This is a genomic window from Microcoleus sp. B4-C2, from assembly GCF_036705265.1.
Classification (GTDB): Bacteria; Cyanobacteriota; Cyanobacteriia; order Cyanobacteriales; family Microcoleaceae; genus Microcoleus.
Genome location: NZ_JAUBUB010000085.1, coordinates 1 through 26,996, shown reverse-complemented (window position 1 = coordinate 26,996; position 26,996 = coordinate 1). Strand labels below are relative to the sequence as shown.

The 26,996-nt window shown below is 45.7% G+C and carries 27 protein-coding genes and 1 pseudogene; 16 read left to right on the top strand and 12 right to left on the bottom strand.

Annotated elements, in window-relative coordinates; all coding sequences use genetic code 11:
* Positions 1–293: 293 nt before the first annotated feature.
* Complete coding sequence (locus tag QUB20_RS21775) at positions 294–1,079, bottom strand: PspA/IM30 family protein (RefSeq protein WP_333057772.1); 786 nt, start codon at positions 1,077–1,079, stop codon at positions 294–296.
* A 70-nt stretch (positions 1,080–1,149) separates the two neighbouring features.
* Here QUB20_RS21775 and QUB20_RS21770 point away from each other — a divergent pair, with 70 nt between their 5' ends.
* Positions 1,150–1,326 (top strand): hypothetical protein, encoded by a 177-nt coding sequence (locus QUB20_RS21770; RefSeq protein ID WP_333057771.1) that lies wholly within the window; start codon positions 1,150–1,152, stop codon positions 1,324–1,326.
* A 53-nt stretch (positions 1,327–1,379) separates the two neighbouring features.
* On the opposite strand, the gene QUB20_RS21765 is transcribed toward QUB20_RS21770, so the two are convergent.
* The 3 genes from QUB20_RS21765 to QUB20_RS21755 form a co-directional block, all read right to left on the bottom strand.
* The gene (locus tag QUB20_RS21765) at positions 1,380–2,084 is read right to left on the bottom strand and encodes a PspA/IM30 family protein (protein WP_333057770.1); all 705 of its coding nucleotides are present in this window, start codon (positions 2,082–2,084) and stop codon (positions 1,380–1,382) included.
* A 144-nt stretch (positions 2,085–2,228) separates the two neighbouring features.
* Positions 2,229–3,455 (bottom strand): hypothetical protein, encoded by a 1,227-nt coding sequence (locus QUB20_RS21760; protein WP_333247368.1) that lies wholly within the window; start codon positions 3,453–3,455, stop codon positions 2,229–2,231.
* A gap of 31 nt (positions 3,456–3,486) precedes the next feature.
* Positions 3,487–4,731 carry a transposase gene (locus QUB20_RS21755; RefSeq protein WP_333247370.1) on the bottom strand — a complete coding sequence of 415 codons (1,245 nt, stop codon included), beginning with the start codon at positions 4,729–4,731 and terminating at the stop codon, positions 3,487–3,489.
* 682 nt (positions 4,732–5,413) lie between these two features.
* On the opposite strand from QUB20_RS21755, the gene QUB20_RS21750 reads away from it, so the two are divergent.
* The gene (locus QUB20_RS21750; RefSeq protein WP_333057768.1) at positions 5,414–5,716 is read left to right on the top strand and encodes a hypothetical protein; all 303 of its coding nucleotides are present in this window, start codon (positions 5,414–5,416) and stop codon (positions 5,714–5,716) included.
* Between the two features lie 682 nt (positions 5,717–6,398).
* On the opposite strand, the gene menB is transcribed toward QUB20_RS21750, so the two are convergent.
* Together menB and QUB20_RS21740 are read right to left on the bottom strand one after the other, a co-directional pair.
* The gene (menB, locus tag QUB20_RS21745) at positions 6,399–7,232 is read right to left on the bottom strand and encodes a 1,4-dihydroxy-2-naphthoyl-CoA synthase (protein WP_333246402.1); all 834 of its coding nucleotides are present in this window, start codon (positions 7,230–7,232) and stop codon (positions 6,399–6,401) included.
* Positions 7,233–7,518: 286 nt separating this feature from the next.
* Positions 7,519–8,115: a TerB family tellurite resistance protein gene (locus QUB20_RS21740; RefSeq protein WP_333057766.1), complete on the bottom strand. Its 597-nt coding sequence runs from the start codon at positions 8,113–8,115 to the stop codon at positions 7,519–7,521.
* A 75-nt stretch (positions 8,116–8,190) separates the two neighbouring features.
* Here QUB20_RS21740 and tadA point away from each other — a divergent pair, with 75 nt between their 5' ends.
* From tadA to QUB20_RS21725, 3 genes are all read left to right on the top strand, one after another.
* A complete protein-coding gene (gene tadA / locus QUB20_RS21735) occupies positions 8,191–8,691 on the top strand; it encodes a tRNA adenosine(34) deaminase TadA (protein WP_333247373.1) in 501 nt (166 codons plus the stop codon).
* A 283-nt stretch (positions 8,692–8,974) separates the two neighbouring features.
* Positions 8,975–9,703 (top strand): lysophospholipid acyltransferase family protein, encoded by a 729-nt coding sequence (locus QUB20_RS21730; protein ID WP_333247375.1) that lies wholly within the window; start codon positions 8,975–8,977, stop codon positions 9,701–9,703.
* 173 nt (positions 9,704–9,876) lie between these two features.
* Positions 9,877–10,233, top strand: coding sequence for a hypothetical protein (locus tag QUB20_RS21725; protein ID WP_333247377.1), 357 nt, complete (start codon positions 9,877–9,879; stop codon positions 10,231–10,233).
* Between the two features lie 181 nt (positions 10,234–10,414).
* On the opposite strand, the gene QUB20_RS21720 is transcribed toward QUB20_RS21725, so the two are convergent.
* Both QUB20_RS21720 and QUB20_RS21715 read right to left on the bottom strand, forming a co-directional pair.
* Positions 10,415–11,179: an ABC transporter ATP-binding protein gene (locus QUB20_RS21720; protein ID WP_333247379.1), complete on the bottom strand. Its 765-nt coding sequence runs from the start codon at positions 11,177–11,179 to the stop codon at positions 10,415–10,417.
* Positions 11,180–11,808: 629 nt separating this feature from the next.
* Positions 11,809–12,510, bottom strand: coding sequence for a Uma2 family endonuclease (locus QUB20_RS21715; protein ID WP_333247381.1), 702 nt, complete (start codon positions 12,508–12,510; stop codon positions 11,809–11,811).
* 282 nt (positions 12,511–12,792) lie between these two features.
* On the opposite strand from QUB20_RS21715, the gene gor reads away from it, so the two are divergent.
* From gor to QUB20_RS21680, 7 genes are all read left to right on the top strand, one after another.
* Positions 12,793–14,136, top strand: a complete 1,344-nt coding sequence (gor, locus tag QUB20_RS21710; RefSeq protein WP_333247383.1) for a glutathione-disulfide reductase — start codon at positions 12,793–12,795, stop codon at positions 14,134–14,136.
* A 376-nt stretch (positions 14,137–14,512) separates the two neighbouring features.
* Positions 14,513–15,049, top strand: a complete 537-nt coding sequence (locus QUB20_RS21705; RefSeq protein ID WP_333247384.1) for an opioid growth factor receptor-related protein — start codon at positions 14,513–14,515, stop codon at positions 15,047–15,049.
* Positions 15,050–15,349: 300 nt separating this feature from the next.
* The gene (locus tag QUB20_RS21700) at positions 15,350–15,940 is read left to right on the top strand and encodes a sigma-70 family RNA polymerase sigma factor (protein ID WP_333246811.1); all 591 of its coding nucleotides are present in this window, start codon (positions 15,350–15,352) and stop codon (positions 15,938–15,940) included.
* Positions 15,937–16,383: a hypothetical protein gene (locus QUB20_RS21695; RefSeq protein ID WP_333247387.1), complete on the top strand. Its 447-nt coding sequence runs from the start codon at positions 15,937–15,939 to the stop codon at positions 16,381–16,383. The genes QUB20_RS21700 and QUB20_RS21695 overlap by 4 nt, the downstream gene beginning before the upstream one ends.
* A gap of 19 nt (positions 16,384–16,402) precedes the next feature.
* Positions 16,403–16,888 (top strand): Spy/CpxP family protein refolding chaperone, encoded by a 486-nt coding sequence (locus QUB20_RS21690; protein WP_333247389.1) that lies wholly within the window; start codon positions 16,403–16,405, stop codon positions 16,886–16,888.
* 101 nt (positions 16,889–16,989) lie between these two features.
* On the top strand, positions 16,990–17,685 hold the full coding sequence (locus tag QUB20_RS21685) for a YqiA/YcfP family alpha/beta fold hydrolase (protein ID WP_333246802.1): 696 nt from the start codon (positions 16,990–16,992) through the stop codon (positions 17,683–17,685).
* A 32-nt stretch (positions 17,686–17,717) separates the two neighbouring features.
* Entirely contained in the window at positions 17,718–18,425 is a 708-nt protein-coding gene (locus tag QUB20_RS21680; RefSeq protein ID WP_333247392.1) for an ROK family protein, read from the top strand.
* A gap of 159 nt (positions 18,426–18,584) precedes the next feature.
* Here QUB20_RS21680 and QUB20_RS21675 read toward each other — a convergent pair whose 3' ends face one another.
* Positions 18,585–18,866, bottom strand: coding sequence for a WGxxGxxG family protein (locus QUB20_RS21675; RefSeq protein WP_333246798.1), 282 nt, complete (start codon positions 18,864–18,866; stop codon positions 18,585–18,587).
* 183 nt (positions 18,867–19,049) lie between these two features.
* Between QUB20_RS21675 and QUB20_RS21670 the strand changes: the two genes are divergently transcribed.
* Together QUB20_RS21670 and QUB20_RS21665 are read left to right on the top strand one after the other, a co-directional pair.
* Positions 19,050–20,228, top strand: coding sequence for a histidinol-phosphate transaminase (locus QUB20_RS21670; RefSeq protein WP_333247394.1), 1,179 nt, complete (start codon positions 19,050–19,052; stop codon positions 20,226–20,228).
* Positions 20,229–20,495: 267 nt separating this feature from the next.
* Positions 20,496–21,020: pseudogene (locus tag QUB20_RS21665) on the top strand (REP-associated tyrosine transposase); the annotation flags it as partial.
* A gap of 130 nt (positions 21,021–21,150) precedes the next feature.
* Here QUB20_RS21665 and QUB20_RS21660 read toward each other — a convergent pair.
* On the bottom strand, positions 21,151–21,723 hold the full coding sequence (locus tag QUB20_RS21660; protein ID WP_333247397.1) for a hypothetical protein: 573 nt from the start codon (positions 21,721–21,723) through the stop codon (positions 21,151–21,153).
* 58 nt (positions 21,724–21,781) lie between these two features.
* On the opposite strand from QUB20_RS21660, the gene QUB20_RS21655 reads away from it, so the two are divergent.
* The gene (locus tag QUB20_RS21655) at positions 21,782–22,207 is read left to right on the top strand and encodes a DUF2358 domain-containing protein (protein WP_333247403.1); all 426 of its coding nucleotides are present in this window, start codon (positions 21,782–21,784) and stop codon (positions 22,205–22,207) included.
* A gap of 484 nt (positions 22,208–22,691) precedes the next feature.
* Here QUB20_RS21655 and QUB20_RS21650 read toward each other — a convergent pair whose 3' ends face one another.
* Entirely contained in the window at positions 22,692–24,158 is a 1,467-nt protein-coding gene (locus QUB20_RS21650; RefSeq protein ID WP_333247400.1) for a glycoside hydrolase family 13 protein, read from the bottom strand.
* A gap of 766 nt (positions 24,159–24,924) precedes the next feature.
* On the opposite strand from QUB20_RS21650, the gene QUB20_RS21645 reads away from it, so the two are divergent.
* The gene (locus QUB20_RS21645; protein ID WP_333246788.1) at positions 24,925–26,214 is read left to right on the top strand and encodes a glucose-1-phosphate adenylyltransferase; all 1,290 of its coding nucleotides are present in this window, start codon (positions 24,925–24,927) and stop codon (positions 26,212–26,214) included.
* Between the two features lie 226 nt (positions 26,215–26,440).
* Here QUB20_RS21645 and QUB20_RS21640 read toward each other — a convergent pair whose 3' ends face one another.
* Positions 26,441–26,644, bottom strand: coding sequence for a hypothetical protein (locus QUB20_RS21640; protein WP_333246786.1), 204 nt, complete (start codon positions 26,642–26,644; stop codon positions 26,441–26,443).
* Between the last annotated feature and the right edge of the window lie 352 nt (positions 26,645–26,996).

The window sequence follows — 26,996 nt, the reverse complement described above, 5'->3', positions numbered from 1 at the left end:
TAAAATCTAAAATCTAAAATCTAAAATCTAAAATCTAAAATCTAAAATCTAAAATCTAAAATCTAAAATCGATTGACCTCCCAAGCTAGCCCTCTTGCAAGGAATAAAATTACTCTATCACTTTTTAAACACTTAATTCCTTAAATCAATATAAATATAGTTGACATAATTCATAATTTGTGCATAGGAGAATTTGTCAAAAAAACTCCGACCTCCCAAGCTAGTCCTGTAGGTCGGCGGAGCATTCTATCAAACCTGCGATCTGAGAAATAAGTAAATTTTGATAGAGATTACTACATTTTATTGAGCTGCGATCGCAATTCTTCCAACTCAGCATCAATCACCGGGCTCGACTCCGAGCTACTAGCTGCTGCCGTTTTACCCGCTGCAGGCAATTGACCTTGAGACACAGAACCCCCGGTAAGTTGAGCTTTCATCTGAGCCAACTCGTCGTCAACATCGCCGCCGCTTTCGAGCAAGCGGAACTGTTCCTCTAAATTGCTGCCGCCGGCCGCCAGTTCTGCCGAAGCTCCCGCGCGAGCTTCTATCTGCAAAACTTTTTCTTCCATGCGATCGAAAGCTGCCATTGAACTGCCAGTATTCAGGGAGCCAATGGAATTGTTGAGCTGTTCCTGAGCTTTAGCAGCGGATATCCTCGCTTTGAGCATATCCTTCTTAGTCTTAGCTTCGGAAATTTTGCTCTCCAAACCGATCAAGTTGCGCTTGAGACTTTCCACCTGAGCCGATTGCTGATCCAGACTGGCTTTCAGCGTAGCCGCCGTTTCAGCGTGAGACTTTTTGCGAACTAGCGCTTCTCGGGCCAAAGTCTCGTCTCCTTTTTGCAGGGCTAGCTGAGCGCGCTGCTGCCACTGGTTAGACTGAGATTCAGCTTGATTGTACTGAGTCTGGGTACGCTTTTGAGTGGCGATCGCGCTGGCAACGGCCTGACGCAACTGCACCAAGTCTTCCTGCATATCCGTAACAGACTGTTCTAAAATCTTTTCCGGGTCTTCAGCTTTGTTGACCAGATCGTTAAGATTGGCTTTGACGACTCGGCTAATGCGGTCAAATAATCCCATAATGCTATTTTTCCTGGGTGAGGTGTACGAAGTAGGCGGCAAGAAGGCTTGATAGCCCTAGCCCGCAGTTGTGAAATTCACTCTGGTCAGATTTTTAGTGCGATTTAGTTTTTGGCAATTTTTGCAGACAGATAAATCCAGTTTAAAGCGATCGAGTAATGTGATGCAGGCAAGCTTATTCATGCACCTACCTCTTGAGTTTAACTTCGATCCGGGAATTCCCCAACAGGCTTCGAGCCATCTCTAGCTAGGCTGTTGAGAAGTTTTTGCTCGTCCCGACTCTTGTTCTGTTGCCGGGGTTCAGGATGCGGGCGGCTCCCTCGACGGCAATTTGGGTGTATTGTTGCCTGGAAGCATTTGTGCTTTCATCGCGGCCAACTCGGTATCCACATCGTCGGCGCCTTCGAGAGAGAGAAACTTCTTTTCTAAATCATTAGTTCCGAGTTCTGCGATTGCTTCGGAGCGAGCTTCTAGCTCCATGACTTTCTCTTCCATCCGTTCAAACGCGCTCAAAGCGCTGCCGGTACTGAGATTGCCCATCATTTCTTGAAGCCTTTCCGACGATGCAGCCGATCGAGCTCGGGCAATGTACATATCTTTTTTAGATTTTGCCTCGGAAATTTTACTTTCGAGCGCCCGCATATTTTCTTTAAGTTTAGTCACAACAGCCGATTGCTGATCCAGACTGGCTTTCATCGCCGTTGCCGTTTCTTGATAAGATTTCTTGCGCGTCAGAGCTTCCCGCGCCAAATTTTCCTCGCCTTTTTGCAAAGCTAGCTGCGCCCGCTGATGCCATTCTGCTGCTGTAGACTCAGCTTGGGAGCACTGGCGTTCAGTGCGTTTTTGAGCTGCAATCGCTCCTGCCACAGCTTGTCTGAGCTGCACTAAGTCTTCCTGCATATCCATTACAGCCTGTTCCAGAATTTTTTCTGGGTCTTCGGCAGCCCCGACCAAACTGTTAATATTGGCTCGAATCACTCGCCATAGGCGATCGAATAATCCCATTTTGCCCGTCTCCCGATTTTATTAAATTTTAGATTTAGGACTGGGAATTGACAATTACAAAACCAATTTTGTGTTAGACAAAACATTCATCATTGTCTAGCTTTGTCTAACAATTTAGTTAAAGTTTTTCACCCTTTACCTAATTTATGGTTGATAGTATTGTGGCTTCACCCCTTTTTCTTGGAGTTCTTTCACCAAACGTTCTGCTGAGGCAGCATCGTTCAAAGCCCCCATTTGGATCTTGACACCCTTTGAGAAGTTTCGCACGTAGGCATCGGGAACAGCGGTTCTGGCTTGCTGCAGCGATTTTTCGTCGGTGTAATCGGTGACAACGTAATAGAAACCGTCGGCGGCCCGTGCAGGTCTTCCCAGCGGGGGTGTGGCGGCTGGGGATGCGGCGGCTGGGGATGCGGCGGCTGGGGATGCGGCGGCAGGCTGGGCTGGGGAGGGTGTTGGAGGCAGTGTCGGCAGTGTCGGCACTGGCTGGGCGGCGCTGGGGCTGGGAGTGGGAAGCAAAGCCGTACTCAGATTGTTGAGTCCTTGTTCCCTACCTCTGGCGGGGTTGCCGTCTTCTGTAGGAATCGGCACAGCCGCGCCAGGGCCCGGAGGCGCTGGCGGAGTTGGCGGGATTGATGCTTTTGGTGACGGGGAAGGAATCGGGCTGACTGTCGGCTGGACATTGCTGAGAGTGCTCAAATCTAGCTCGACAAATTCTTTGGATACCAGATTTGGAGCTTTCGGCAGTTCCTTGGTGCTGGTATCTGAGGTGGAAGTAGAGGCGGGACTGTCGCTTGGAGAGGATGAGGTGCGATCGAGCAAACGGTTCAGGCCGGCAATCTTAACTAGATTTGACGGGTACATGACTGCGTAGCCCAAAGCTGTGCATGACAGCAAAAACAGCAGCATCGAACTCAGTCCCAAGGGAGTTAACAAACTGGCGGCTAAACTGCGTTCTACCGTAGGCTCAGCTTTTGACTCGTCCAAACTTTCGATCAGTTTTTCGCTTGATTCGAGATACTTGTTGGGTGCGAAGGCACTGCTAGATAATTTTGTGCCACCCCTGGTAGTTGCTAGCGGGGCATCGCCCTGAGTGCCGGCAAGGGATAGCGGCAGCGATAGGGGCTGCTGGGTTTCCTCCGCAGTCTCCGGCGACAAATTTTGGGCTAGCTGTTGCTCGGTTGTGGCTGTTTGCTTGCCGCTACGAACTGAGGGCGACACCCACTGTTCGGCGCGCCTCCTGTGCCTTCTGTATGTTGTCAGTTCTGCTTCTAGATTTACATCTAGACTCCCCAGGACTGCTTGCAAAGCAGGGTTGATTGGGGTTGAAGAGGATTGATGATTTGGGGATTCAACCGAAGAACGCTTACTCATTAGCAAAACTCCTACCGCCTCTGAATTAATTTTAATATGTTGATTGTAGAGATAAACAAGAAGCGTAAATTACCCAGCACGCTCCCTGAGTACAGGTACAGTGTGGGCTTTCAATAGCCCTGAAATGATCTTGCACATTGCAAAACAATCTCGAACCTTCGGGCTTATTTACGAAAGCCCCAATAGCAGCAATATTCTTACTGCCGTTTAAGTCGGCATCACCTTTCCATCCACAATGACCACAAGCAAACTTTTTGCCGTTTCTATAAGATTCACCCTTTACAGGGTTAATATGATTGCATTTGTGGCACATTTGGCTAGTGTATCTAGGCTCCACCAACAAAATCTTTACGCTATGCTTTATAGCTTTGTATATCAGGAATTGGCGCAACTGAAAAAATGCCCAGCTATTGCTAAGTCTCCGCTCTTTTTTTGAGCGTGGCTGCTGATTTGTGCGTTCCCTAATTCCCGTCAAATCTTCCAAAGCGATAACTTGATTTTTGTTCTTAGCCTTGGTTACGATACGGTGACTGATAGTGTGATTTACCAAGGTCTGAAAGCGCTTTTCCTTGCCCGACAACCGTTTCAACAATTCTCGACATCTACGCCGAGTGCTGCGCGTGCCTTTCGTGGCTTTTCGCTGGATATTTACTCTCAACTTGGCATAATGATTTCTAACTTTGGTAATTTGTTTACCGCTAAATGTATCTCCATCAGAAGTAACTGCAATATCAGTCCTACCCAAGTCACAACCCAAAACTTGATTGCTGGGTGGAGGCTCGGCTGGCTGAGATTCAAGCTGAATATTAAGATAGTAACTGCCATTTTTGCGTTTGCACAAAGTAGCAGTCTTGGGGTTTTGACCTTTCAATAATCCAAGTTGGTAGTTCCCGATAGCCAGTGCAAACCTTTCCCTACCACCAGTAGTGGTCAAACTTACTGTCCAATCTTTTTCCCTAAAAGAAAAGATACGGGTATCGTAAGTGACGCTAGTAGGAGCAAAGCGGATGACTGGCTTCCCATCTTTTTTAGCTGTTTTTCTGTTGCCAGAAACCCGTCTAATAGCATGGATTGCTAGCTGTGCCGAAAGTCCAAACATATCTCTGACATCGTGATATACCAAAGATTGCATCGCCAATTCATTTGTCAGGGTTGGTGGCACAGTTTGATTCACATATTCACAAGCATTCGCAAACGCCTGAAGGGTCGCATCAAGTTTGAGGGACTGCTCAGGCGTTACTTGAAGTTTGCAAGATACTGTCAGGACTTGTTTCATGACAAGAGTGTATCACGTATTGAATAAATTCTGTTGCGTTTATAGATAATTTGTTCAGCTCTTGAGCCTCACGCGCATTCCTCCCGTCACTCAACGGAGTACCGTTAGAGTGCGGGACTCCTGCTGTTTTAGTTGAAAACTTGCCTATTTTATGATTAAGTAATTGGACAGAATTAATTACACACTGATTTTTTGCTGTTCTTTACTAGACAAGGCTTGTCGCCCAAAGTTTTGTGTAATTAATTGTGTCCTACTACTTAGCTACTTTTGGCGTCAATGCAACAAGGGCCCGATCGCCTGCTGTCGATCGTCGGCAGCTATTTTTCATTTTCATTTGAAAACTTAATTGTTGCTGTTTCCCGGAGGCTGCTTACCGACACTCTCAGCCAATTTTTGTATCCTGAGCTACCGCTTATTTGTGACCTTTCATACTCCTTGGGTATTTGTACTTTTTCTTGATCCCTAACGCCTTTATAAACTTTTAACCTATGTTTTTACCTATACAATGAGCAAGCACCGAGCTAATTGTTTCTATATATAACGAGATTATAAATAAATTATAAAATTTAATTATGCTTTGGGGATCGCTACAACCCAGACAGCATAAAGGTTGGGATGCTCTAAGGCAGACTAGCTCTGCAAGGGACAATTAGAGATGAAAATGATTTCCCTAAGAACTTTTATGCAAACCTCATTAACTTCACCTTTAACTTCAGCTTGTGGTCACTGCCGTCACTATACCCCTGAAGGCAGACGCGGGGGTGTTTGCGCTTTATTAGGCGGGCCGATTCAAAGTCACTGGAAAGCTTGTGCTTTAGCGGTTTCGCCTTTTAGGTCATCTTGGGAAAACATAGAAGAAATTGGACTGTGGCCAGAATCGACTCTGACGCTGCAGGATGCCACCGTCACTCTTTCTGAGCGCAATGCCTGCCAGCTTACAGGCACAACGTTAACCGAAAAATCCGCTGCTGCAGTCTCAGTTTAGTTCGTCGGCTGCCCTGCTGCTCATACCATTTTCGATTTTCGATTTTCGATAGGGGAATCACCGATCATTATCATGGTTTGCATCTGGCAAAGCAGTTTCATTCTTTTTTGGCAACAGGTATCAATACTGACACTTTTGGACTACAGGGTGCATTTGGCTTTACTAACTCATAAAAATCAGCAGCATCTACTTTAATATGAGCGCTTGACACTCCCTGACCTAAAGGACAGGGATTCTTAATTCAGCGACTGACCTTAAAATGTTGCGTCCTTTCGGCAATCCTCAAACTTTTTAACCGTAGAAATCCTACCAATTAACGAGCCTGATTCGCAGTCATCCCTCTTGGTCTATCTCCAAAAGCGTACTAGGATATTTACCTAGAGTTCGGGTATGCCCTACCCTACTTAACAAGACTAAATAGTTTGTTTCTCTGGTTAAAGGAACTGTGTTAAGCCCCTAGCTGTTTATAGAGTTTTCGCCGCTCTTTGTCCCCCGGTTTACGCGCCAAAGTGTGTCGTTAACTGTTTTTATACACGATGGCGAAGGAGTTTAACCTTGACTACTCTAGTATACTAGAAATTGCCTCACTTTTAGGAAGGGATTTAAGAAATTAAAGCCGTCCTAGAAGGACAGGGTTTTAGACCCCATTTCGTTGATAAAAAAAACTGATTTCTCCATCCAGCTATGGCAGCCAAGGATATTGACTAAAATCAGGTTGCCGTTTTTCTAAAAAGGCTTGTTTGCCTTCGGCGCCTTCTTCGGTCATATAGTACAGCAAAGTGGCATTTCCCGCCAGTTCTTGCAAACCGGCTTGACCGTCGCAGTCGGCATTAAAAGCGGATTTCAAGCAGCGAATCGCGATCGGACTTTTTTCGAGAATTTCCGCAGCCCACTGCATCCCTTCTATTTCTAGTTGTTCGACGGGTACGACGCAGTTGACTAAACCCATTTCTAGGGCTTGCTGCGCGCTGTACTGGCGACACAAAAACCAAATTTCTCTGGCTTTTTTCTGGCCGACAACTCTGGCGAGATAGCTAGCTCCGAAACCACCGTCGAAACTGCCGACTTTGGGGCCGGTCTGTCCGAAAATAGCATTGTCAGCAGCGATCGTCAAGTCGCAAATTAAGTGCAGAACGTGACCCCCTCCAATTGCGTAGCCTGCAACTAAAGCAATTACAACTTTGGGCATAGATCGAATTAACTTCTGCAAGTCGAGCACGTTCAACCGGGGTATGCCACCTTCGTCTACATATCCCGCCGAACCCCGCACGCTTTGGTCGCCGCCGGCGCAAAAGGCGTATTTGCCGTCTGTATGAGGCCCCGCACCGGTAAACAGGACAACGCCAATTTTTGTGTCTTCACGGGCATCAGTAAAGGCATCGCACAGTTCCAGAACTGTTTTGGGACGGAAAGCGTTCCGTTTGTGAGGTCGATTGATGGTAATTTTGGCGGTGCCACCACTTTTGTGATAGAGAATGTCTTCGTAGGTTTTGGCGGTTTGCCATTCAATTTGCATAATCAATCAATTTTAGATTTGACACCAAGCTGGGTCTATCAAGGCAGCGACAAGTCGCTTTTAGATTTTAGAGGCATTCGGTTCAATGGGATACAAGGGTCGATCGACTCTTGCAAAAAAAAAATCAAGCGGGACTTAGGCCGAAACCAGGTTTTTGAGCAACATACGCCGTGCAGCGCTCTTGGTAGGTAAGAGCGCCCAATTCCCATATCCAATGGAAACAGCGTCAAATCCTCGAAATCCTCTCTCACTACTTTGTACTGCCCAAAAATTTATAGGGGCTGGATTATTGGCGGAGTAAAATACTCAGCAAGTGCTTTGCTGCTTTGCCAAATACCGGATCGCGGGACTCGAATTCGCTGGGATCGAGTAAAGCTTGAACTTCGGCAAAAGCTTCTGAGTCGAGGGTTCCTTCTTTAGTAAATAAAGTGTCTATGACTGCAATGTGTCTGGAGTCGAGGCCGAGCCGATTGGCGATCGACTGTAAGTACATTTGCTCCCGCAGGTCGATGTGTCCGTCGGCCGCTGACATTTCGTAGCCGGAACCGATGAGCAACAGTTTTTCTGATTCTGAGAACAAAGCTGTCAGGGTTAGCAATTCCGTGGGGTTGAAGTAAACCTGCTGTTTCGATACTCCTTTGACAAGGCGCTGAATTAGTTCTACCCGATCGCGGTCGCCGCTGGCAAAGGCTTTGAGAGTCTTTTGCAGGCGTTCTTCTTCTTCAACTGCGATCGTCCTGTCAATAATCATCACTCCGCGCAGGATGGAAATTAGAGCCGTCAGAAACACTACCAAAGGAGTGATATCTTGTTCGCGCAGCTTTTGCCGACTAATGCGGCACAACAGCTCAACAATTTCAGTGGTAATCGTAGTGGTGTCCATAATTAAAGACTCTCGATTAAGCTGTAATGTAACTTTCTATATCGATCTTAAGTTTTTCTGTTACTTAGGTATGACGTGAATTATAAAGCTGAGCCGTTGGCTATTAGTGAGACTACTTATTTTATTCACAAACGCTGGATGACTAGGGCTGTGGAACTGGCGCAAGCAGCGGGTGATGCTGGTGAAGTACCTGTGGGTGCTGCCATTGTTGACGGTACTGGCAAATTGATTGCCGAAGCGCAAAATCGGCGAGAGCGAGATTGCGATCCGACTGCTCACGCTGAAATCTTGGCTTTGCGGGCGGCCGGCAAAGTTTTGCAAGACTGGCATCTCAACCAATGCACGCTCTACGTAACGCTGGAGCCTTGCCCGATGTGCGCGGGTGCGATCGTCCAAGCTCGGATTGGTTTGCTGGTATACGGAGCAGATGACCCGAAAACTGGCACGATTCGGACTGCAGCTAATATTCCCGATAGCGCGCATTCGTGTCACCGCTTAGAGGTGCTCGGCGGTATTATGGAGTCTGTTTGCCGCGATCAGTTGCTTTCTTGGTTTGAAGCGCGCCGGAAAAATTAACAGGTAAAATTTTTTACTTTCTTGGGGGCGATGTTTAATCGAAATTGATCCTTTAACTGAAATAATAGATCCGTAATGGCCCGCTCAAGCTTTCGAGGTGGCAGACTGCTCTGCATTATTGCTGTCCGGTTGGTTGAGGTTTTACCTGTTAGAGATTATCTCTTGCGGGCGCGATCGCTCGATCGGCACAAGGCCAATAGCAAAAGTGTCCCGATCCAAAAACTAAAGATTTGGCCAACACCTTACTTTAGACTTTAGATCTCGATCAAGCAGCTTAATTGCTATGCCCCACACCGCCACGATCGCCGTTGAGTCCAGTAAATCCTCTCTAGTGAAGCCCATGCCTGCCAAGGTAGCATCTAATACCTCTCGCGTTTCTCCTTGGTTAACCTCCTTGCTCTATCCGCTAGGTCACTATGTTGTCCTACCGTTTCATTTTGGCAAGATTGAGATAACCGGACAGGAGCACTTGCCGAAAGACGGGCCTGTCATCTTAGCCCCTACGCACCGCTCCCGGTGGGATGCCCTGATGATGCCCTATTCAACTGGACAGAAGGTGACTGGACGCGATTTGCGGTTTATGGTAACTGCTGATGAGGTCAAAGGAGTGCAAGGTTGGTTCATCAGACATTTGGGGGGGTTTGCTGTGGATCTCAAGCATCCGGCAATTGGGAGTCTCCGTTACGGGGTGGAACTACTCCTCGACAAGGAAATGTTGGTGATTTTTCCCGAAGGCGGTATTTTTCAGGATGGCGAAGTTCACCCGATTAAGCCGGGATTGGCGCGTTTGGCAATGCAAGCAGAGTTGAGCAAACCGGGTTTGGGGGTGAAAATTGTACCGATGAGTATCCGCTATCGCCCGCGCATTCCTCAATGGGGTGCTCAGGTAAAAGTTGCGATCGGTTCTCCGATTTCCGTGACGGATTATGCCCATGGTGGCGGTGGTAAAAAAGAAGCACGATTGTTGACAGCCGATCTCGAAATGGCTCTTAAAAAGCTTGATGAAAGTTGAGAAGAAGAAGGAAGAAGGAAGAAGGAAGAGGGAAGAAGGAAGAGGGAAGAGGGAAGAGGGAAGAAGGAAGAAGGAATTATGATATAATGTTTTCGAGTGCTGTCGAGAGATGCTGCACTTATTTCGCTGCTTTGTTATGTCTGTATTAAGTGTGAGCATTAATGGATTGTGCTTTGAACTTTAAGCCTGGTCAAATTGTCAGTTTAGAATGTGGAGATGCGTGCCTGCATTCAGAGGTGATCCAAGTGGTTGAGGCACGTCAAATTTGTTGGGTGCGCCCTTTGATGTTAGTTGTATCGGCGTCGGGGAAGGATTTATCGGCAGAATACACTTTATCCGATTTGCGAGATGGTGCTGATTTGCTTTGGCCGCTTAGCTTGTTTCGGGAGGCTTTTGATACTGAGGTAATTTCGCTTTTGACTGAGTTGCACTCTCTGGATGCTGAGAAAAAGGATGGTGCGATCGCATCTCGGCAACTTAGAGATTTTGTCGATCGAGTTTGGGAAGCTTTTCCGAGTGCTTTTCATTAATCACATATCAGGCGTTTTGTCTATTAGTCCGCCAGGGGTTGAAAACCCCTGTCTAATAGCTAAAGTCCTCTTGCATAAGACTCATACCCTCTTGATTCTTCAGTCCGCGTAGGCGGACTTCGTTTGTCTAGAAGCGATTTCAATCGCCCAATTTTCTTTTCACTTTTCGCGGACTATTATACTAAAATACAGCGTGTGAAAGCTCTTCCGGGTTGAGATTATTGTGAATAACTTGACCGTCGCGGAACCAGACAACGCGGCGAGTTTGGCGCGCCACTTCGGGTTCGTGCGTTACCATAACCACAGTCATGCCGCTTTCATTGAATTCGGTAAAAATATCCATTACTTCTTGAGTAGTTTTTGTATCCAATGCACCTGTAGGTTCGTCAGCCAGCAACAACACGGGACGGTTGACAATAGCCCTGGCAATGGCTACCCGCTGCTGCTGTCCTCCTGATAGTTGATTCGGTCTGTTTTGCAGCCGACTTTCCAGGCCTACTTTTGTTAAAGCGTCTACTCCCCGTTCCCGTCTTTCTGCTGCGGGAATGCCGGCATAAACCATCGGTAACATGACATTTTCTAATGCTGTCAATTGAGGCAACAGGTGAAATTGTTGGAAGACAAAACCTAATTTTAGATTGCGAATTCCGGCTAATTCTTCTTCGGGCATTTGGGCGACATCTACGCCGTCTAAGTAGTAACTGCCGCTCGTAGGTCGATCGAGACAGCCGATAATATTCATAGCTGTAGATTTGCCGGAACCCGATGCGCCCATAATCGAGCAATATTCTCCTTGTCTTACCGTCAAGCTGACGCCGTTTAAGGCGCGAACTTCGAGGTCGCCAATCCCGTAAACTTTTGTTACATCTTCCAGACCGACAACAACTGGCTTTGAGAGGACTTGCGGGTCGAGGTCTTGGTATGTATCGGTTTGTAATTCAGGCATTTTTTTTCTGTGCGATCGACACAACTAACTACTAACTTAACACTTCTTATCGGTTTTGGCGGTTGGAAGGGCGATCGTTTGGACGCTAATTTCAGTATCAGGCGTCAATCGATTTTAGATTTTAGATTTTAGATTTTAGAATTGAAGCATTCACAAGGCCCAAAAACGGATACAAGCTCCCGACTTAAGTCGTGGAAAGATAAAAATTTTAGACCCTAGTTCAAGCTCCCAGATTTATCTGTGGGGTAAATCTAAAATCTAAAATCTAAAATCTAAAATCTAAAATCTAAAATCGACTGACCCCACGGATAAATTAGGGGGGAAAGTTTCATCGGATACAGGTTTTTTATCTCTGGGTTCTGAGTCTCCGAAGGAATGAATCTAGGGGCTTGTATTCTGGATGCTTTCGGTCATTGCAAATGCACCGGAGTAGAGTGAACCAATCCCGAAGAATGGAGATTGCTTCGCGACTTTAAACAAGTGGGACAAATTGTAATTATGGAACTTACACAAAGGTGGTGAGAAACCTGATTTTTTCACGATCATCATTCGCTACAGCGCGCATAAACCATAAAAAACCCGGTTTCTGTGGTCTTGATGCGTAAGCCCTAAATTAAACAATTTGTCGCTTAAATGCTCTCAGGATCGATGTTCAATTCGCGCAGTTTTGCTGCCAAACGTTCGGCCCTTTGAGCTTCTTGTTCGGCTCTTTGAGCTTCTTGTTCGGCTCTTTGAGCTTCCTGTTCGGCACGCTGGCGGTTTAATTCCCCCTGTTCCTCCAATTCCGCATAGGAAAGAAACCTTTGTCCATCGGATCGATATATTTCTAACCCAGCTTCGCCCAACTCAAATCGTACTCCCAATCTCGGACTTACCCAGCCCTCCATCGGCTCAATTAATTCTAAGTTTCCTTCAATTCTTTGCCAACCGCTCAAATCGTTGTTTTCGGGATCGTAAAGGTAATATTCATCGACTCCATAGCGATTGTAAAATGAAAGTTTTTTGTACATCTTGGTTTGTCTGTCGTTGTGAGAGCGAATCTCAAAGGCAACTTGGGGAGCAATATTATCTTCGTTAAATTGCAGGTAGGAACGTCGATCGCCCTTTGGTCTGCCAAATATTACCATGACATCCGGTGCTTGAGAAATGTCTGGTCTACCTTCAACTGGATACCACAGTAAATCGGCTGCTACAAAAACGTTTGGGTCGTTTTTAAACAGCGATTCGCAACCTTCTTTGATTTTGACAATTAATTTGTATTGTATTGTGCTATCTGCCATTGATTGACCGTCGCTGCATGGATAAATAATTTGTTCGGTCGTGACTTGCATGGTGGTTGTCTCCGAGAACTATAATTAGCTATTTCCTCATCGGCCGCAGAAAAAAAAATTTACATTTTTATATGTTTCTTGTCGATCGCTTGTGCTATACTCTAATAATGGGAGTGTGAGCAATTTTAAAATTTACGCACAGATTCCTATTATTAAATAATACCAAGGCAAGCGCAAAAAGTAAAGTAGTTGACCCCAAAAAAAACAAAATTTTTTTGAGATATCATTAAAAAAAGTAAAGCGTAAAATTGGTAAGTGGGCGATAAGAAGGTACAGACAATTATGACATACGACTACGACTTGTTTGTGATAGGTGCGGGTTCCGGCGGATTGGCGAGTTCCAAGCGAGCAGCATCCTACGGCGCAAAAGTGGCGATCGCCGAAAATGACTTAGTAGGCGGAACCTGCGTAATTCGCGGCTGTGTCCCCAAAAAACTCATGGTGTACGCCTCAACATTTTCGCACCTTTATGAAGATGCGGTGGGCTACGGTTGGAGTCCAGTAGAAAGCAGTTTCGACTGGGAAAAACTTGTCACCACGGTAGACACAGAAGTGCGCCGACTCAGCAAACTGCACATCAGCTTTCTTGAAAAAGCCGGAGTCGAATTAATCTCAGGATACGCCAAATTTATTGACCCCCACACCGTCGAAGTTGGTGACAAAAAATTTACCGCCGCCAAAATCTTAATTGCAGTCGGCGGAGAAGCGCAAAGAGTCCCAATTGTCGGCATCGAACACGCGATTACCTCTCGCGAAATCTTCCTCCTAAAAGAGCAGCCAAAACGGTTAGCCATTTGGGGAGGAGGCTACATCGGCGTCGAATTTGCTTGCATTATGAACGGGTTGGGAAGCAAAGTAACTCAAATCATCCGCCGTGACTTAATTTTGAACGAGTTCGACACAGAAATTCGTACCAACGTGCAAGAAGGAATGATTAAGCACGGAATCGAAATTTTGACAGAAAGCTCGATCAAGCACATTGAGAAAACCCCAGAAGGCTTAAAGTTAACTCTGTCGGGAATAGCCGAAGGAACGCTAATAGTAGACGCGCTGTTGTGCGCTACCGGGCGCAAACCCAACTTGGAAAAATTGGGTTTAGAAAATGCGGGAGTAGAAACAGATAAAGGTGCGATCGCCGTTACCAAAGACAGCCGCACCAGTCAGCCGCACATTTTTGCAGTCGGAGATTGCACCAACCGCATCAATTTAACGCCAATTGCGATCGCCGAAGGACGCGCTTTTGCCGATACTGAATTTGGCAACAATCCTAGAGCAATCAGTTACGAAAATGTCGCCTCAGCGGTATTTTCCCAGCCGGAAGCTGCTACAGTCGGCTTAAACGAAGTGCAGGCTAGAGCAAAGTTTCCCGACTCAATTAAGTGCTACACAGCCAAGTTTCGGCCGATGTTTCACGCTTTGACAGGTGCAGACGAGAAAACTTTTGTCAAGTTAGTTGTTGAGACTAATACTGACAGAGTTTTGGGCGTGCACATGGTTGGGAAAGACGCGGGCGAGATTATTCAAGGAATGGCGATCGCGGTTAATATGGGAGCTACGAAGAAAGACTTCGACGCGACTATTGGCATTCACCCATCGACTGCTGAAGAGTTTGTAACTCTGCGGTAAAGCGGGGGAAGCGGCCAGGGGTTTAAACCCCTGGCTAATAGCTAAAGTCGGTTGAAACTGAAATCTTGCACCAATCTCAATAAAGGGCTATTGGTGGGGTAGGGGCGGGTTTATTTAACCTATCTGCAACCGGAGAGGCTGTTGGCGAACCCGCCCCTACAGGTAATTGCGAATGGTGCAAGATGTGAGTTAAAACTGACTGAAGAACAACATTCTTAAAAATCTGTAGGGGCGGGTTCACCAATAGCTTAAACAGATACCCAAAGACTCACAAACCCGCCCCCACCCCGCGATAAATTCCTTTATTTATATTGGTGTAACATCTCAGTTTTAACCGACTGAAGATTAACCTTCTGATTTTTTTTATAGCAGATTAATGAGTAATTCAACCAAACACAACAAAATTTTAGCATTCTATCTCGGTCAGCAGCCTGATTCGCAAGGTCGGGCGATCGAGGATATTTGGTCGTGGGATTACCAGAAGCTGGAATCCGTGCACAATTACATTCAATGGCTGTTTCCGCTAAGAGAAAAGAGTCGCTTTAATTCCAGTGCTCCTACTTTAAATGATGAGGTGATTCAAGCTTTTAGAACAAGTGAAGAGTTGAGAAGTCGCTTATTCAAATCTCTAAAAGTCATGCTGGCGTTTTACGGTTTGGAATGCCGCGAAGGGGAAAACGCAGAAATTGTAATTGCCAAATCTGCAGAATATTTGTCAAGAAAAAGAAAGTGGATTGAAAAATTTAATCACAACTATTTGCGGCTGACTAGGATTCTCACAAGTTTAACAGAGTTGGGATTAAAAAATTATGCTTTGGCTCTTTTCAAATGTTTAGATGATATCTATAATGAAGACCAAAAAAGTATTGGTTTAGAAACTTATACTTATTGGAAAAATGCTGTAAATCGTTAGAACTCACATCTTGCATTATTGTTAAGAACGGGCTCTTCGGCCCGTTCCACAATAAAATTGAGTTTTGTGGAACAGGTCTCTTGCCTGTTAGGGGCGGGCTAGAAGCCCAACCTTTACTCCCCACAAGAAAATTTATTTAATTTTTGTGGAACAGGCCGGAAAGCCTGTTACTGACATTGGTGCATTTTTACACCCCAAGCGGATTCATGCTCAAAATAAAATTTTAAATGATTTGAACCTTTTTCGCGATCGCCCTGTCTAAACACTTCAGATAACGAACTGGTGGGGGAGACTTCACAGGTGTTAGCTGTGTCAGCCAATGTTTTAATCGATGACTGTTCCGACTCGGACTTAGTTGCTCAATGTTTAAAGGGCGATCGCACTTGCTTTCGCTACCTTTACCAACGCTACCAACACAAAGTCAGGTCAACCCTTTACCAACTATGCGGCCCCTCGCTTCTTGACGATTTAGCACAAGAAGTATTCCTGCGAGTCTGGAAAGGATTGCCCAAACTGAAGCACCAGGAAAACTTTTCTACTTGGCTTTATCGAATCACTTGGAATGTGGCTTCCGACCAAAGACAAGCATTTGCTAAACAGCATTCTTTTGACTCCCAACTCAAAAATCAAGAAACAATGGATCGGGTTATTCTCAAAGATAACACATCGGACTTGATGCAGTTGCACTATCAAGATTTAGTGCAGCGCGGACTGGAGCAATTGAGCTTTGAACACCGCAGCGTTTTGGTGCTGCACGACTTAGAAGACATCCCGCAAAAAGAAGTAGCCCAAATTTTGGGACTGCCTGCGGGAACTGTCAAATCTCGCGTGTTTTATGCCCGAAATGCTGTGCGGCAATTTTTGCAAAAAGAAGGTGTCATCGAGCTATGAATAACCCAAGCAGCGACCAAGAGTTAGTTAATTTCTTGAAGCAACATCGCGCCAATATTCCTGAAGCTGCACCAGATTTAGAGCAAAAAATTCTAGCAGCAATAGAAACTAATCAGGCGAGCCTTCTTAATGAAAAACACCGGGAAAAAAGGCGAGGAACTACGTCACCTAAGTCTCATGACAGGTTAAAAATATCATCTGTTTCTAAGTGGGGTGTGTCGTCTGCGATTGCTGCTAGCCTGCTACTTTTTTGGTCTGGCTACCGTCCGTTTGAGACTGCACAATTACCAGATGAGGAAACAGCTAAGTTAGAAGCATTTTTAGTGACTAACTGGGAGGGTGTACTCCATGACTCTCCTCAAGAAAATATGACCGATCGCCCGCCAACAGACTGGTTGAATTTCCCTGTTTCCTCGGAAAGCGAACCGCCAACAAATAAGTAATATCAAAGAGGTAATTTTCATGTCAATTCGTCGTATTTCTGCCCTAGCCGTTTTAATGCTGACTCTCGGCAGCACAGCCGCAGCAATAGCCGTTCCCAATCCGCTAGAACCGGAAACAATTGCACAAAACCAGCGTCCAAATCGACCCGCTGGCATGGAAGGTGGGATGTTCGAGAAACTTAATTTAAGCGCAGACCAAAAGCAGCAAATGCAGGCCGTGCGCGATCGCTACAAAGACCAACTTTCCCAGCGAATGCAAGCAGTTCGCCAAGCCCGACAAGAATTGGACACGATGATGTCCGGCACGGCAAATGCCAGCGAAATTCGTGAAAAACACCGTCAAATAATGGGATTGAGACAGCAGTTTGAAGAGGTGCAATTTGAAAATACACTCGCAATGCGAGAAGTGCTCACGCCTGAACAGCGCAGCCAATTCGCTCAACTGATGCAGCAGCGCCGACAAAATGCTAAAAACCGGATGCAAAACCGTCAAAAACCGCAGTAATAGTGCCATTTTGTTCACGGCTTATTAGAGCCCCGACTTCTTAAAGAAGTCGGGGCTGTGGGTGTTATAATTAATATTTGTTGTTAAATATCAATTACTGAATGAATTTAAAAAACCATTCGAGTTACATTTATTTACACGGATTTGCATCAAGTCCCGATTCCCTTAAGGCAAGATATTTCCGAGATTGCTTTTCGTCCCTAGAAATTGACCTAAAAACTCCCGATCTCAATCAAAACGATTTTTCCGGTCTCACCCTCACCCGCCAGTTGCAGCAAATAGAAACAGAATTTTTGCAAACCCCTAATTCGATATCCTCCCCATCGGCAGACAAGGAACAATTAGGGGGAGTTACAATAATTGGGTCTAGTTTTGGGGGGCTGACAGCGGCTTGGTTGGCCCAGCGACAATTGTCAGTAAAACAAATAGTTTTGTTAGCACCGGCTTTTCAATTTATCTCCCACTGGCTGCCGCTGTTGGGACAGCAACAGTTAGAAAAGTGGCAGTCGGAGAAATATTTGCCCGTTTACCACTACGGCGAACAAGGTTATCTGCCGCTGAATTATCAGTTTTTGGCAGATATGGCTCAATACCCTGAAGAAAAATTAATGCGGTCAGTCCCTACGTTAATCCTTCACGGCCAGCATGATACAATAATACCGATTCAAGCTAGCAGAGATTTTGCCGCTAACCGTCCCTGGGTGCAATTAATCGAATTAGAAGACGATCATTCTTTGGGAAATGTCCTAGCGGAAATTTGGGAAGCGATTCAAAAGTTTTGCCAATTCAAAAATTAAAATTTGACCAACTTGCAAGTCTTAACAATCAAATGACTCAACAAGATCGATCGACTCGCACCTTAGCCGTTGACATTGGCGGAAGTGGCATCAAAGTTATGGTTTTGGACAATGAAGGCGAGCCCCAAACGGAACGCAGCCGTTTAGAAACGCCTCAACCACCGAAACCAGAACCCGTATTAGAGGCGATCGCCTCTTTAGCAAGCGGACAAGGGGAATTTGACCGAGTATCCGTCGGTTTTCCCGGCGTCGTGCGTCTAGGCGTCATCAAAACCGCAGTGAATTTAGATCCGTCTTGGATAGATTTTGACCTAGAAACTACCCTTAAAGATCGCTTGGGGAAACCTGTGCGAGTGGCTAACGATGCCGATATTCAAGGATTGGGAGCAATGGCTGGGACGGGGGTAGAATTAGTAATTACCCTGGGCACCGGTTTCGGTTCTGCCTTATTTGTCGATGGTATATTGGTGCCAAATCTAGAATTAGGGCATCACCCGTTTCGCAAAGGGGAAACTTATGAACAGCAATTAGGGCGATCGGCATTAGATACAGTCGGTTCCAAAAGATGGAATCGCCGTTTGGAAAAAGCGCTCACCTATCTGCAAAATCTCTTTAACTGCGATCGCATTTACATCGGCGGTGGCAATACTAAAAAGATTGCTGTTGAGTTACCGCCGCAGGTTAAAATAGTACCAAATGTGAGCGGTTTATTGGGCGGGATTGCTTTGTGGCGTGATTGAATAAACAAACTTTGTGGCCAAAATACCCAAATATATCAAAGAAACCGGATTTGTTACTCGGATTAAAGGCAATAATCCAGTCTTTCGGTAAAAAACCCGGTTTCTGAATCCACGACGGTTGATTTGGTTTTTTGGCTTGTGGGATGGCAGTTTAAAAAATTATTCGCCCATCGGATCGCGGTAGCGTTTGGGTTCATCCTTGCGAAAGAGATTCGCCAAACCGAGGATGCCCAACAAACCCAAAGCACCCCAATGATTATTGTCGCGCTTGCTTTCTTGAAAGGGAGTGGTGTCTAGAATAACTCGATTAGAATCAGTATTGTTCTGTGCCGGAGCTGAGTCCGTTTGAGCCCAGGCCGGCGCTGAAGGGAGAATCGCCACACTCAAAGCTATGAGGGTAGCGGCGACATTTTTAGATATATCGGAAGTCTTGAGTTTCATACTTGGTTTCCACCTATTAGCAGTTACTTTCTAAGAATAATCACTTGGCCGCAGCCGACGCATCAATCGATCGACAGAAACTCAATTCCTTCTCTCCTCTTGCTTTCGAGATAGAACAAGCTCTATGCTAAGTTCAGATGCTTCTAAGCAGATAATCTAAAATAAAAAGTCGTAAATTATACCATGCTTCCCTTTATCCGAAAAGAGTTAGCCGAACTTACCGCATACACTCCCCATCCGGGCGGCACATCAGGTGAACCAGCGCACTCGGAAAGTGCGATCGATCGCCTCGATACCAATGAATGCCCCTACGACTTGCCAGAAGAATTAAAAAAAAAGCTAGCTTGGACTTACCAGCAGTTAATTGAGACAAATCGCTATCCCGACGGAGGCCACGCAGCGCTCAAAGAGGCGATCGCCCAATACGTCAATGAATCCCTAAATGTCCCCCCCAACAAGGGGGGGCTAGGGGGGGTTACAGTGCCAAAAACCGCCATTACAGCCGACAATATTTCTGTGGGTAACGGTTCCGACGAACTAATTAGATCCATCTTAATAGCTACTTGCTTAGGCGGTACAGGCTCTATTTTCGTTGCGAATCCCACCTTTTCGATGTATGGAATAATCGCCCAAACCCTCGGAATTCCCGTTGTCAGTGTTCAGCGGAAAGAGGAGAATTTTGAAATCGATATCGAGGCGGCTAAAAGGGCCATAGCCCAAAATCAAAATCCCCCCGTGCGCGCCGTCTTTGTCGTTCACCCCAATTCGCCCACAGCCAATGCTTTGACAGCAGATGAAATAAAATGGTTGTCAAACTTACCCGAAGAGATATTAGTAGTAATTGACGAAGCCTATTTTGAATTCAGCCAAAATACTTTAGCAGACCAATTGCACCATCACCCGAATTGGATAATTTTGCGGACATTTTCCAAAGCATTTCGACTAGCATCAATGAGAGTCGGATATGCGATCGCCCATCCCGATCTCACAGCCACCTTAGAAAAAATCCGCCTCCCCTACAACCTTCCCAGTTTCTCGCAAACTGCAGCAGAGTTAGCCCTAGCGCAGCGGCAGTTATTGCTAGCAACCATTCCCGAAACTCTATCAGAAAGAACCAAATTAATTGCAGCGCTAACTCAGCATCAAAAATTGCAAGTTTGGCCGAGTGCAGCTAACTTCGTTTACCTGCGGGTGAAAGCCGGTGAGGGCGAATCTGCCGAACAGGAACACAAACAAATCATGCAGCAGCTAAAAGAGCGGGGTACTTTAATTAGGCATACTGGAGGAGGTTTGCGAATTACGGTGGGTAGTCCGGAGGAAAATCAGCGAACAGTCGATCGAATCGCAGCGATTTTGAATTGACAAAACTCCTTAAAAATGGTGTCGAATCAGCGAAATTAATCAAATTACATAGAGTGTTGGGTTTCGTGCCTCAACCCAACCTACACTATTAAGTAAGCTGGCATTCTGTAGGTTGGGTTGAGCGATAGCAAAACCCAACACCCAATTTATTAATAATGTTGGGTTTCATTCCTCAACTCCACGGCTTATACAGAATGTTGGGTTTCGTGCCTCAACCCAACCTACATTATAAAAATGAGTGCTTAGCCCATCTAGTATCGTCGTCTAAAAACTCCCGGAGCTACCTACTTTTTTACTATTGTTACCTATCAGCGCCAACGCTTATTTTCTGACCCCGAAATGGTAGAGTTGCTTCGCGCTGCATTACGCAATGTTATAGCTAGATTTCCCTTTACAATTGATGCTATTGTTGTTTTACCCGACCATCTCCATTGTATTTGGACGCTGCCCGCTCAAGATGCTAATTTTTCAAGTCGCTGGCGATTGATCAAGAATTATTTCAGTCGTAATTGTCCTGAGCAATATAAACAAAATCGTTCAGTGTCTCGTTTGAAAAAAGGTGAGCAAGCTATCTGGCAGAGGCGGTTTTGGGAGCATCAAATTAGAGATGAAGTGGATTTTGCCAATCATGTGGATTACATTCATTATAATCCGGTCAAGCATGGATTAGTTGCCGCACCACGGGATTGGGAATATTCCAGTTTTCATCGCTATGTGCAGGATGGTTCTTATTCAAGGGATTGGGGCGCGAATGTTCTGATTGAATGGGACAATGAAGTTGGTCAGGAATAATGAATATTAATTTGGCAACAAATCTTGCGTAGGTTGGGTTGGAACGATAATGGAAACCCAACATCAACATCGGTTGTGTTGGGTTTCGTTCCTCAACCCAACCTACGGCTAAAATGATGTAATAACATTTTTAATTATCAATTTGTCGCGCCGCCCGAATGGTTTGGGGAAATACGCCTACTAAATGTGCCAAAGCTTCATCGGGAATTTGTGCCACCGTTTCCGAATCCAAATATTGTTCAAACTGAGTTAAAACCATTTGTGCGCGTTCCAAAGCTGCAGGCTTTGCCGTTAACTGTTCCATTAACCGCACCCACTGCCGCCGAATTCCCAAAGCTTTCTGTATTTCTTGGGGAGAGTGAGGGCAAACCAAACAAAAATCGCCCACGGAAATCGCCTGCACAGAGTCAACATCAAAAGCGCCCCCAACGGCAGCCCCAGGCCCGGCAAACTCCGCGTGGAAACGTTTAATCAAAATTAGGCCGTTCCGGCGACGGCTATCTACCATCAACAGCTTACCGCTGTTGATTTCTGCGAGAATGTCAGAGGAGTGGGGGTGTTCTGTCAAATCTGTGCCAAGGTTTCGATTTCGCAAGTCCGGGTCAGCAGAAAAGCCGAGGCGGACAATATAATTAGAGGTAAGATTAGAGCTGGTTGAAGTATCAATTTTTTTCTCCTCCCGCTGCCGATCGAGATTATTCATTTAAAGTCATAAATTAATACTGTCACAAGGTGGTCGTTTGAGTGCGATCGAATATCAAATGCAGGTAGAACAAGCAGTAGACACCCTGAAAGCGGATCTCCCGACGCTTTTTGAAAAAGACATCTCCTACGACATCTACACAAAAGATGTTTATTTTCAAGACCCTGTTAACAAATTTAAAGGAAAAATTAACTATCGCATTATCTTTTGGACTCTGCGATTTCACGGGCAGCTATTCTTTAACGAGATTTACTTCGACCTGCACGACGTAGGTCAGACAGCCCCTGATACTATTGTGGCAAATTGGACTGTTCGCGGGACACTGCGGGTTCCCTGGAAAGCTCTGATTTTTTTTAACGGCTACTCTAGTTATAAACTGGATAAAGACGGTTTAATTTACGAACATATCGACACCTGGGACAGAGAACCCGGAGAGATTTTCAAGCAGTTTTTCCGCAAGGGGGAGGAGGGAAGCCAAGTATAAGCCAAAAAGGTCGATCGCGCCGAGCCATCCGGGTCGGCAACCGAATTAACTTATAATGGCTAAAATAATCATCATCCCTCCGATTCATTTTTTGCTATTTGTAAATTGCTAAAATGATTGTCGCCGTTGATGGATTTTCTGCTATTTGCACTCCTGAAAAATCTCATGGCTGATATTGTCCAGACTGCCACCAATGCAGACTCTTTCAAAACACCCGTGACTGTTATTGAAGCGGCTGGTTTGTTAGATTTATTGCAAACACCGGCACCTTATACCAGCATTGCTTGCAGCATAATCAAACTTGGGACATCTCTAAATTTAGTAGGGTGCTTATGGGCGCACCTTACATTTTTAACTAGAGAAATTACGCAAGTGTCACAATTAGTAAGGTGGGTCAGATCCCAAACCCTCGATCATCCGTCCATCAATCGGTCTGACGCACCCTACAAGTCGATTGAATCGTGACACTTGCGTAATTGCTGAACTAATTATCAGAACCTAAAATCAATGCCGATCGCGCCGGCAGCATCAATTCTAAAAGGCGAGTTTCCCCCTCACCTTTCCAAACAAACTCGCCTTTACCGAACAGCAATTTATCGTGAGGAGATTTCAAACTAGCTGGCTCAAAGCTAATATTAGCTTCTTCGGTCGCGACATTGACAGCAACAACTATTTCCTCATCCCCCAAAATTCTGGCAAAAACGTAAACCGTTCCCTCAGCAAACAGAACTTGGTACGAACCAGTGCGGAGGGCCGCGTATTTGTGCCGCAAAGCTATCAACTGCTTGTGATAATCTAAAACATCAAGTTCCCAGCGAGCTTGTAAGGGAAAACTGCGGCGAGAATCGGGATCGAGAGCACCGGGCAAACCAACTTCATCGCCGTAGTAAATGCTAGGAGCTCCGGGAAAAGTTAACAGCAGCAAAGTTGCGATTTCGACACTAGCTTTATCGCCTCCTGCAATGGTTAACAACCTCGCAGTATCGTGACTGGCCAACAAATTAAGTTGAGTTAGCTGTATCTGCCACGGGTACATTTCCAAAACCTGCTGAATTTTGTCGCCGTACTCTTTAGCAAAAAGCGGCGGGTAGGGATGGTAAGCACGGCCTTCTATTTGAGTTAAATCAACCCTGTCGCCCGCTGCAAAAGCAATAGTCGGTGCAGCAAAAAGATAATTCATTACCCCGTCAAATTGAGTACCGTCGAGCCATTCGGTCGCATCTTCCCAAACTTCGCCCACAATGTAAGCTTCGGGATTAACTGCTTTAACTCGGTCTCGAAATTCTTGCCAAAATCCCGGGGTTTTAATTTCAAAAGGAACGTCCAGCCGCCAGCCATCGACGCCGAATTTAATCCAATATTCGGCGATTTCCATGATGTATTCTCGCACTTCTGGATTCTCGTGATTGAATACAGGAAGGGCTCGATTCCCATCCCAACCGGCATAATTAGCAGGAAAATTGCCGTCGTAGGCAGATAACGGCCAGCCTTCAATTTTAAACCAATCGAGCCAAGGAGAACCGGGGCCGTTTTCGAGGATGTCGTGGAAGAAGAAAAAGCCGCGGCTGGCGTGGTTGAATACGCCGTCGAGGACGATTTTGATGTTGCGATCGTGGGCGGCGTCTAGAAGCTCTTTAAAAGCCGGATTGCCACCCAACATCGGATCGACTTGATAGTAGTCGTGGGTGTGGTAGCGGTGATTGCTGGCCGACTGAAATATGGGGGTGAAGTAAATTGCGTTAATTCCTAAGTCTTGCAAGTAGTCTAGCTCTTCCATCACGCCCCACAAGTCGCCCCCTTTGTAGCCTTGCAGGGTGGGGATTGCGTGCCATTCTTCCCACATGAAGTTTTGCAGCATGCGTTTGCGAGGCTGTTTGCTTTTGGCGAAGCGATCGGGGAATATTTGGTAGAATACGGCGTTTTTAACCCAGTCCGGCGTTTGAATTTGCATACACTTTTTCTAGCTTTTACCGCTTAGGCTACAGTAGCAGAGGTTTCTAGGGTATCTAACTTTTGGTAGAGAATAGACATTTTATCAAGTTTTGTAGAGCGACAAATTGTAAAATATTACACAAATTTGCAGTCAATCTAAGATTGAAAACTGACTCTACCTAGAAGAAATTTATCGTCCCGGCGGGCGGCGCTTTCTGACTGGTGTGGAGTCGGACAAACTCAGATAACAGGAGCGCCAGCCAAAAGAACCCGATCAAATTCCAGCAGAACCCGATCGCGAGGAAGGGCCTATAAACAGCGTCAGCGCCCGTGGTGGTGCGATCGACCGGCCTTGAAAAAGAACAATAGCGCCATGAGCCTCGATCGAGAAATTGTGAAAACCGGGAATTTACCCAAAAAACTTGTTATTAACAGCCAAAACCCCGAACCTTATTCTTTCCTTAAACTGCCTTTATTTATTGAAGGGTGTTTTAACTCACAACTCCCAACTTTTTTAAATATCCATTATTGATTGAGGGGTATTTTAACTCACCACTCAAAACCCCTAACTCCAGCCCCGCACACAATCCAACTCTTCTAAACCGGGTTTTATAACTCTTATTGAGGGTTTGAAGAAGTATTGGGATTAAACAACCCGGTTTGTGGGTAAGCGACTCAACTCCTAACTCAAAACTCAAAACTTCCTTGCTCCCCCCCCTTGTCAAGAAGCCCTCACCATCCGACACTGTACTTGGAGAGTTAATCGACCCTAGGGAGAAAGTTCCTTGAAAAAAGTTTTAGCCATCATCCTCGGTGGCGGTGTAGGCACCCGCCTTTACCCCCTAACCAAATTGCGAGCCAAACCCGCAGTTCCCCTCGCAGGCAAATATCGCCTCATCGATATTCCTCTCAGCAACTGCATCAACTCGGAAATAGTCAAAATCTACGTCCTCACGCAATTCAACTCGGCATCCCTGAATCGTCACATCGCTCGCACCTACCAGTTTTCCGGCTTCACCGAGGGATTTGCCGAGGTGCTCGCCGCCCAGCAAACTCAGGAAAACCCCAACTGGTTTCAAGGGACAGCCGACGCAGTTCGCCAATATCTCTGGCTGCTAGAAGAGTGGGACGTTGACGAATACTTGATTCTTTCGGGCGATCACCTCTACCGCATGGACTACCAGAAGTTTGTGCAGAGACACCGCGAAACCAACGCCGATATCACCCTCTCGGTGTTGCCAATGGACGAGAAGCGGGCCTCGGATTTTGGTTTGATGAAAATCGACGACAGCGGCCGCATTGTTTCTTTCAGCGAAAAGCCAAAAGGCGATGCGCTCAAACAAATGCAGGTGGATACTACTAAACTGGGACTGACAGCGCAGCAGGCTCAGGAAAGTCCTTACATTGCTTCGATGGGGATTTACGTCTTCAAAAAAGAAGTTCTGATTAAACTTCTGAAAGAATCTCCCAACCAAACTGATTTTGGTAAAGAGATTATTCCGAATAATGCAAAAGACCACAACGTTCAAGCTTATTTGTTTGACGATTATTGGGAAGATATCGGAACCATTGAGGCTTTTTACGATGCTAACTTGGCTCTGACCAAACAGCCTCAGCCGCCTTTCAGTTTCTACGATGAAAATGCGCCGATTTATACTCGCCCGCGTTTCTTGCCGCCGACTAAGCTTTTAGATACTCACGTGACTGAATCGATTATTGCTGAAGGCTGCATTCTCAAACAGTGCCGGATCGACCATTCTGTGTTGGGAGTTCGATCGCGCATTGAAGCTGGATGTACAATTCAAGACACCCTGGTAATGGGTGCTGACTTCTACGAACCCGACGCCGAACGGCATTCGAGTTTGGACAACGGCGGCGTCGCCCTCGGTATCGGTGCAGATACTACAATTCGCCGCGCGATTGTGGATAAAAATGCCCGCATCGGCCGCAATGTTCAAATAATTAATAAAGACGGAGTGGAAGAAGCCAACCGTGAAAACCAAGGTTTTTACATCCGCAGCGGCATTATCGTAGTCCTGAAAAATGCCACGATTCCTGATGGAACTATCATTTAGTTATTAGTCATTAGTCATTAGTCGTCAGTCATTAGTTTTTTAAGTTAAAATCTGTTACCTGCTTTTCAAGTGACTGATGATAAATAAGTAAATTAGTGACAGATCACCAATGACCGATGACTGATGACTGATGACGAAATTCATTCTTTTTTTTGTTGATTATTAATTCCCACCGCTGATGCGAGTTTGTCGAAATACTTGGCTTTATTCCAATGCTCGCGCATTATTAATAAGCGACAGTATCTGTTACTGTCTGCCGCGATACAGATATGTCCGATCGCCTGCGTCTAGCGAATAGCTTCTGATTCTTGTATTTGCGCTGGTAGCACGACTGACAAATGCGCTGCCCGTTTCTGAGTACCACAGCACTCTCGGAACTATCTTTCCAATCGTCGCAGCAGCCACAAGGCCAACTTAGCAAATAATTCATAATGTTAGCACCCTAGTAGCGTTAAAAGCTTATCGCTATACTATTCTATCTTAATGTTTTATAAAAATGTGTGATTTAGCTAACAGACAGCAAAGAAATTATGTTATATTAGTTGGATTTAAATCTATTCAGAGGTTGTAAAAATAAAATTTTATAGGACGGATCTGGGGTGAATAAAAAATATCTAGGAATTTTGTGGAAGAACGGCGCAATTTAGGGTATTATATAGTCACAATTTAGAAACCAGATTTGACCGAACTTGCTGATGAAAACCTGCTAAGGAATGAGAATTAAATAACTTTCACTCTTGAAAGTGGGATGGGCGTCCCGCCCGGCCTTTTTGGACGGGCGG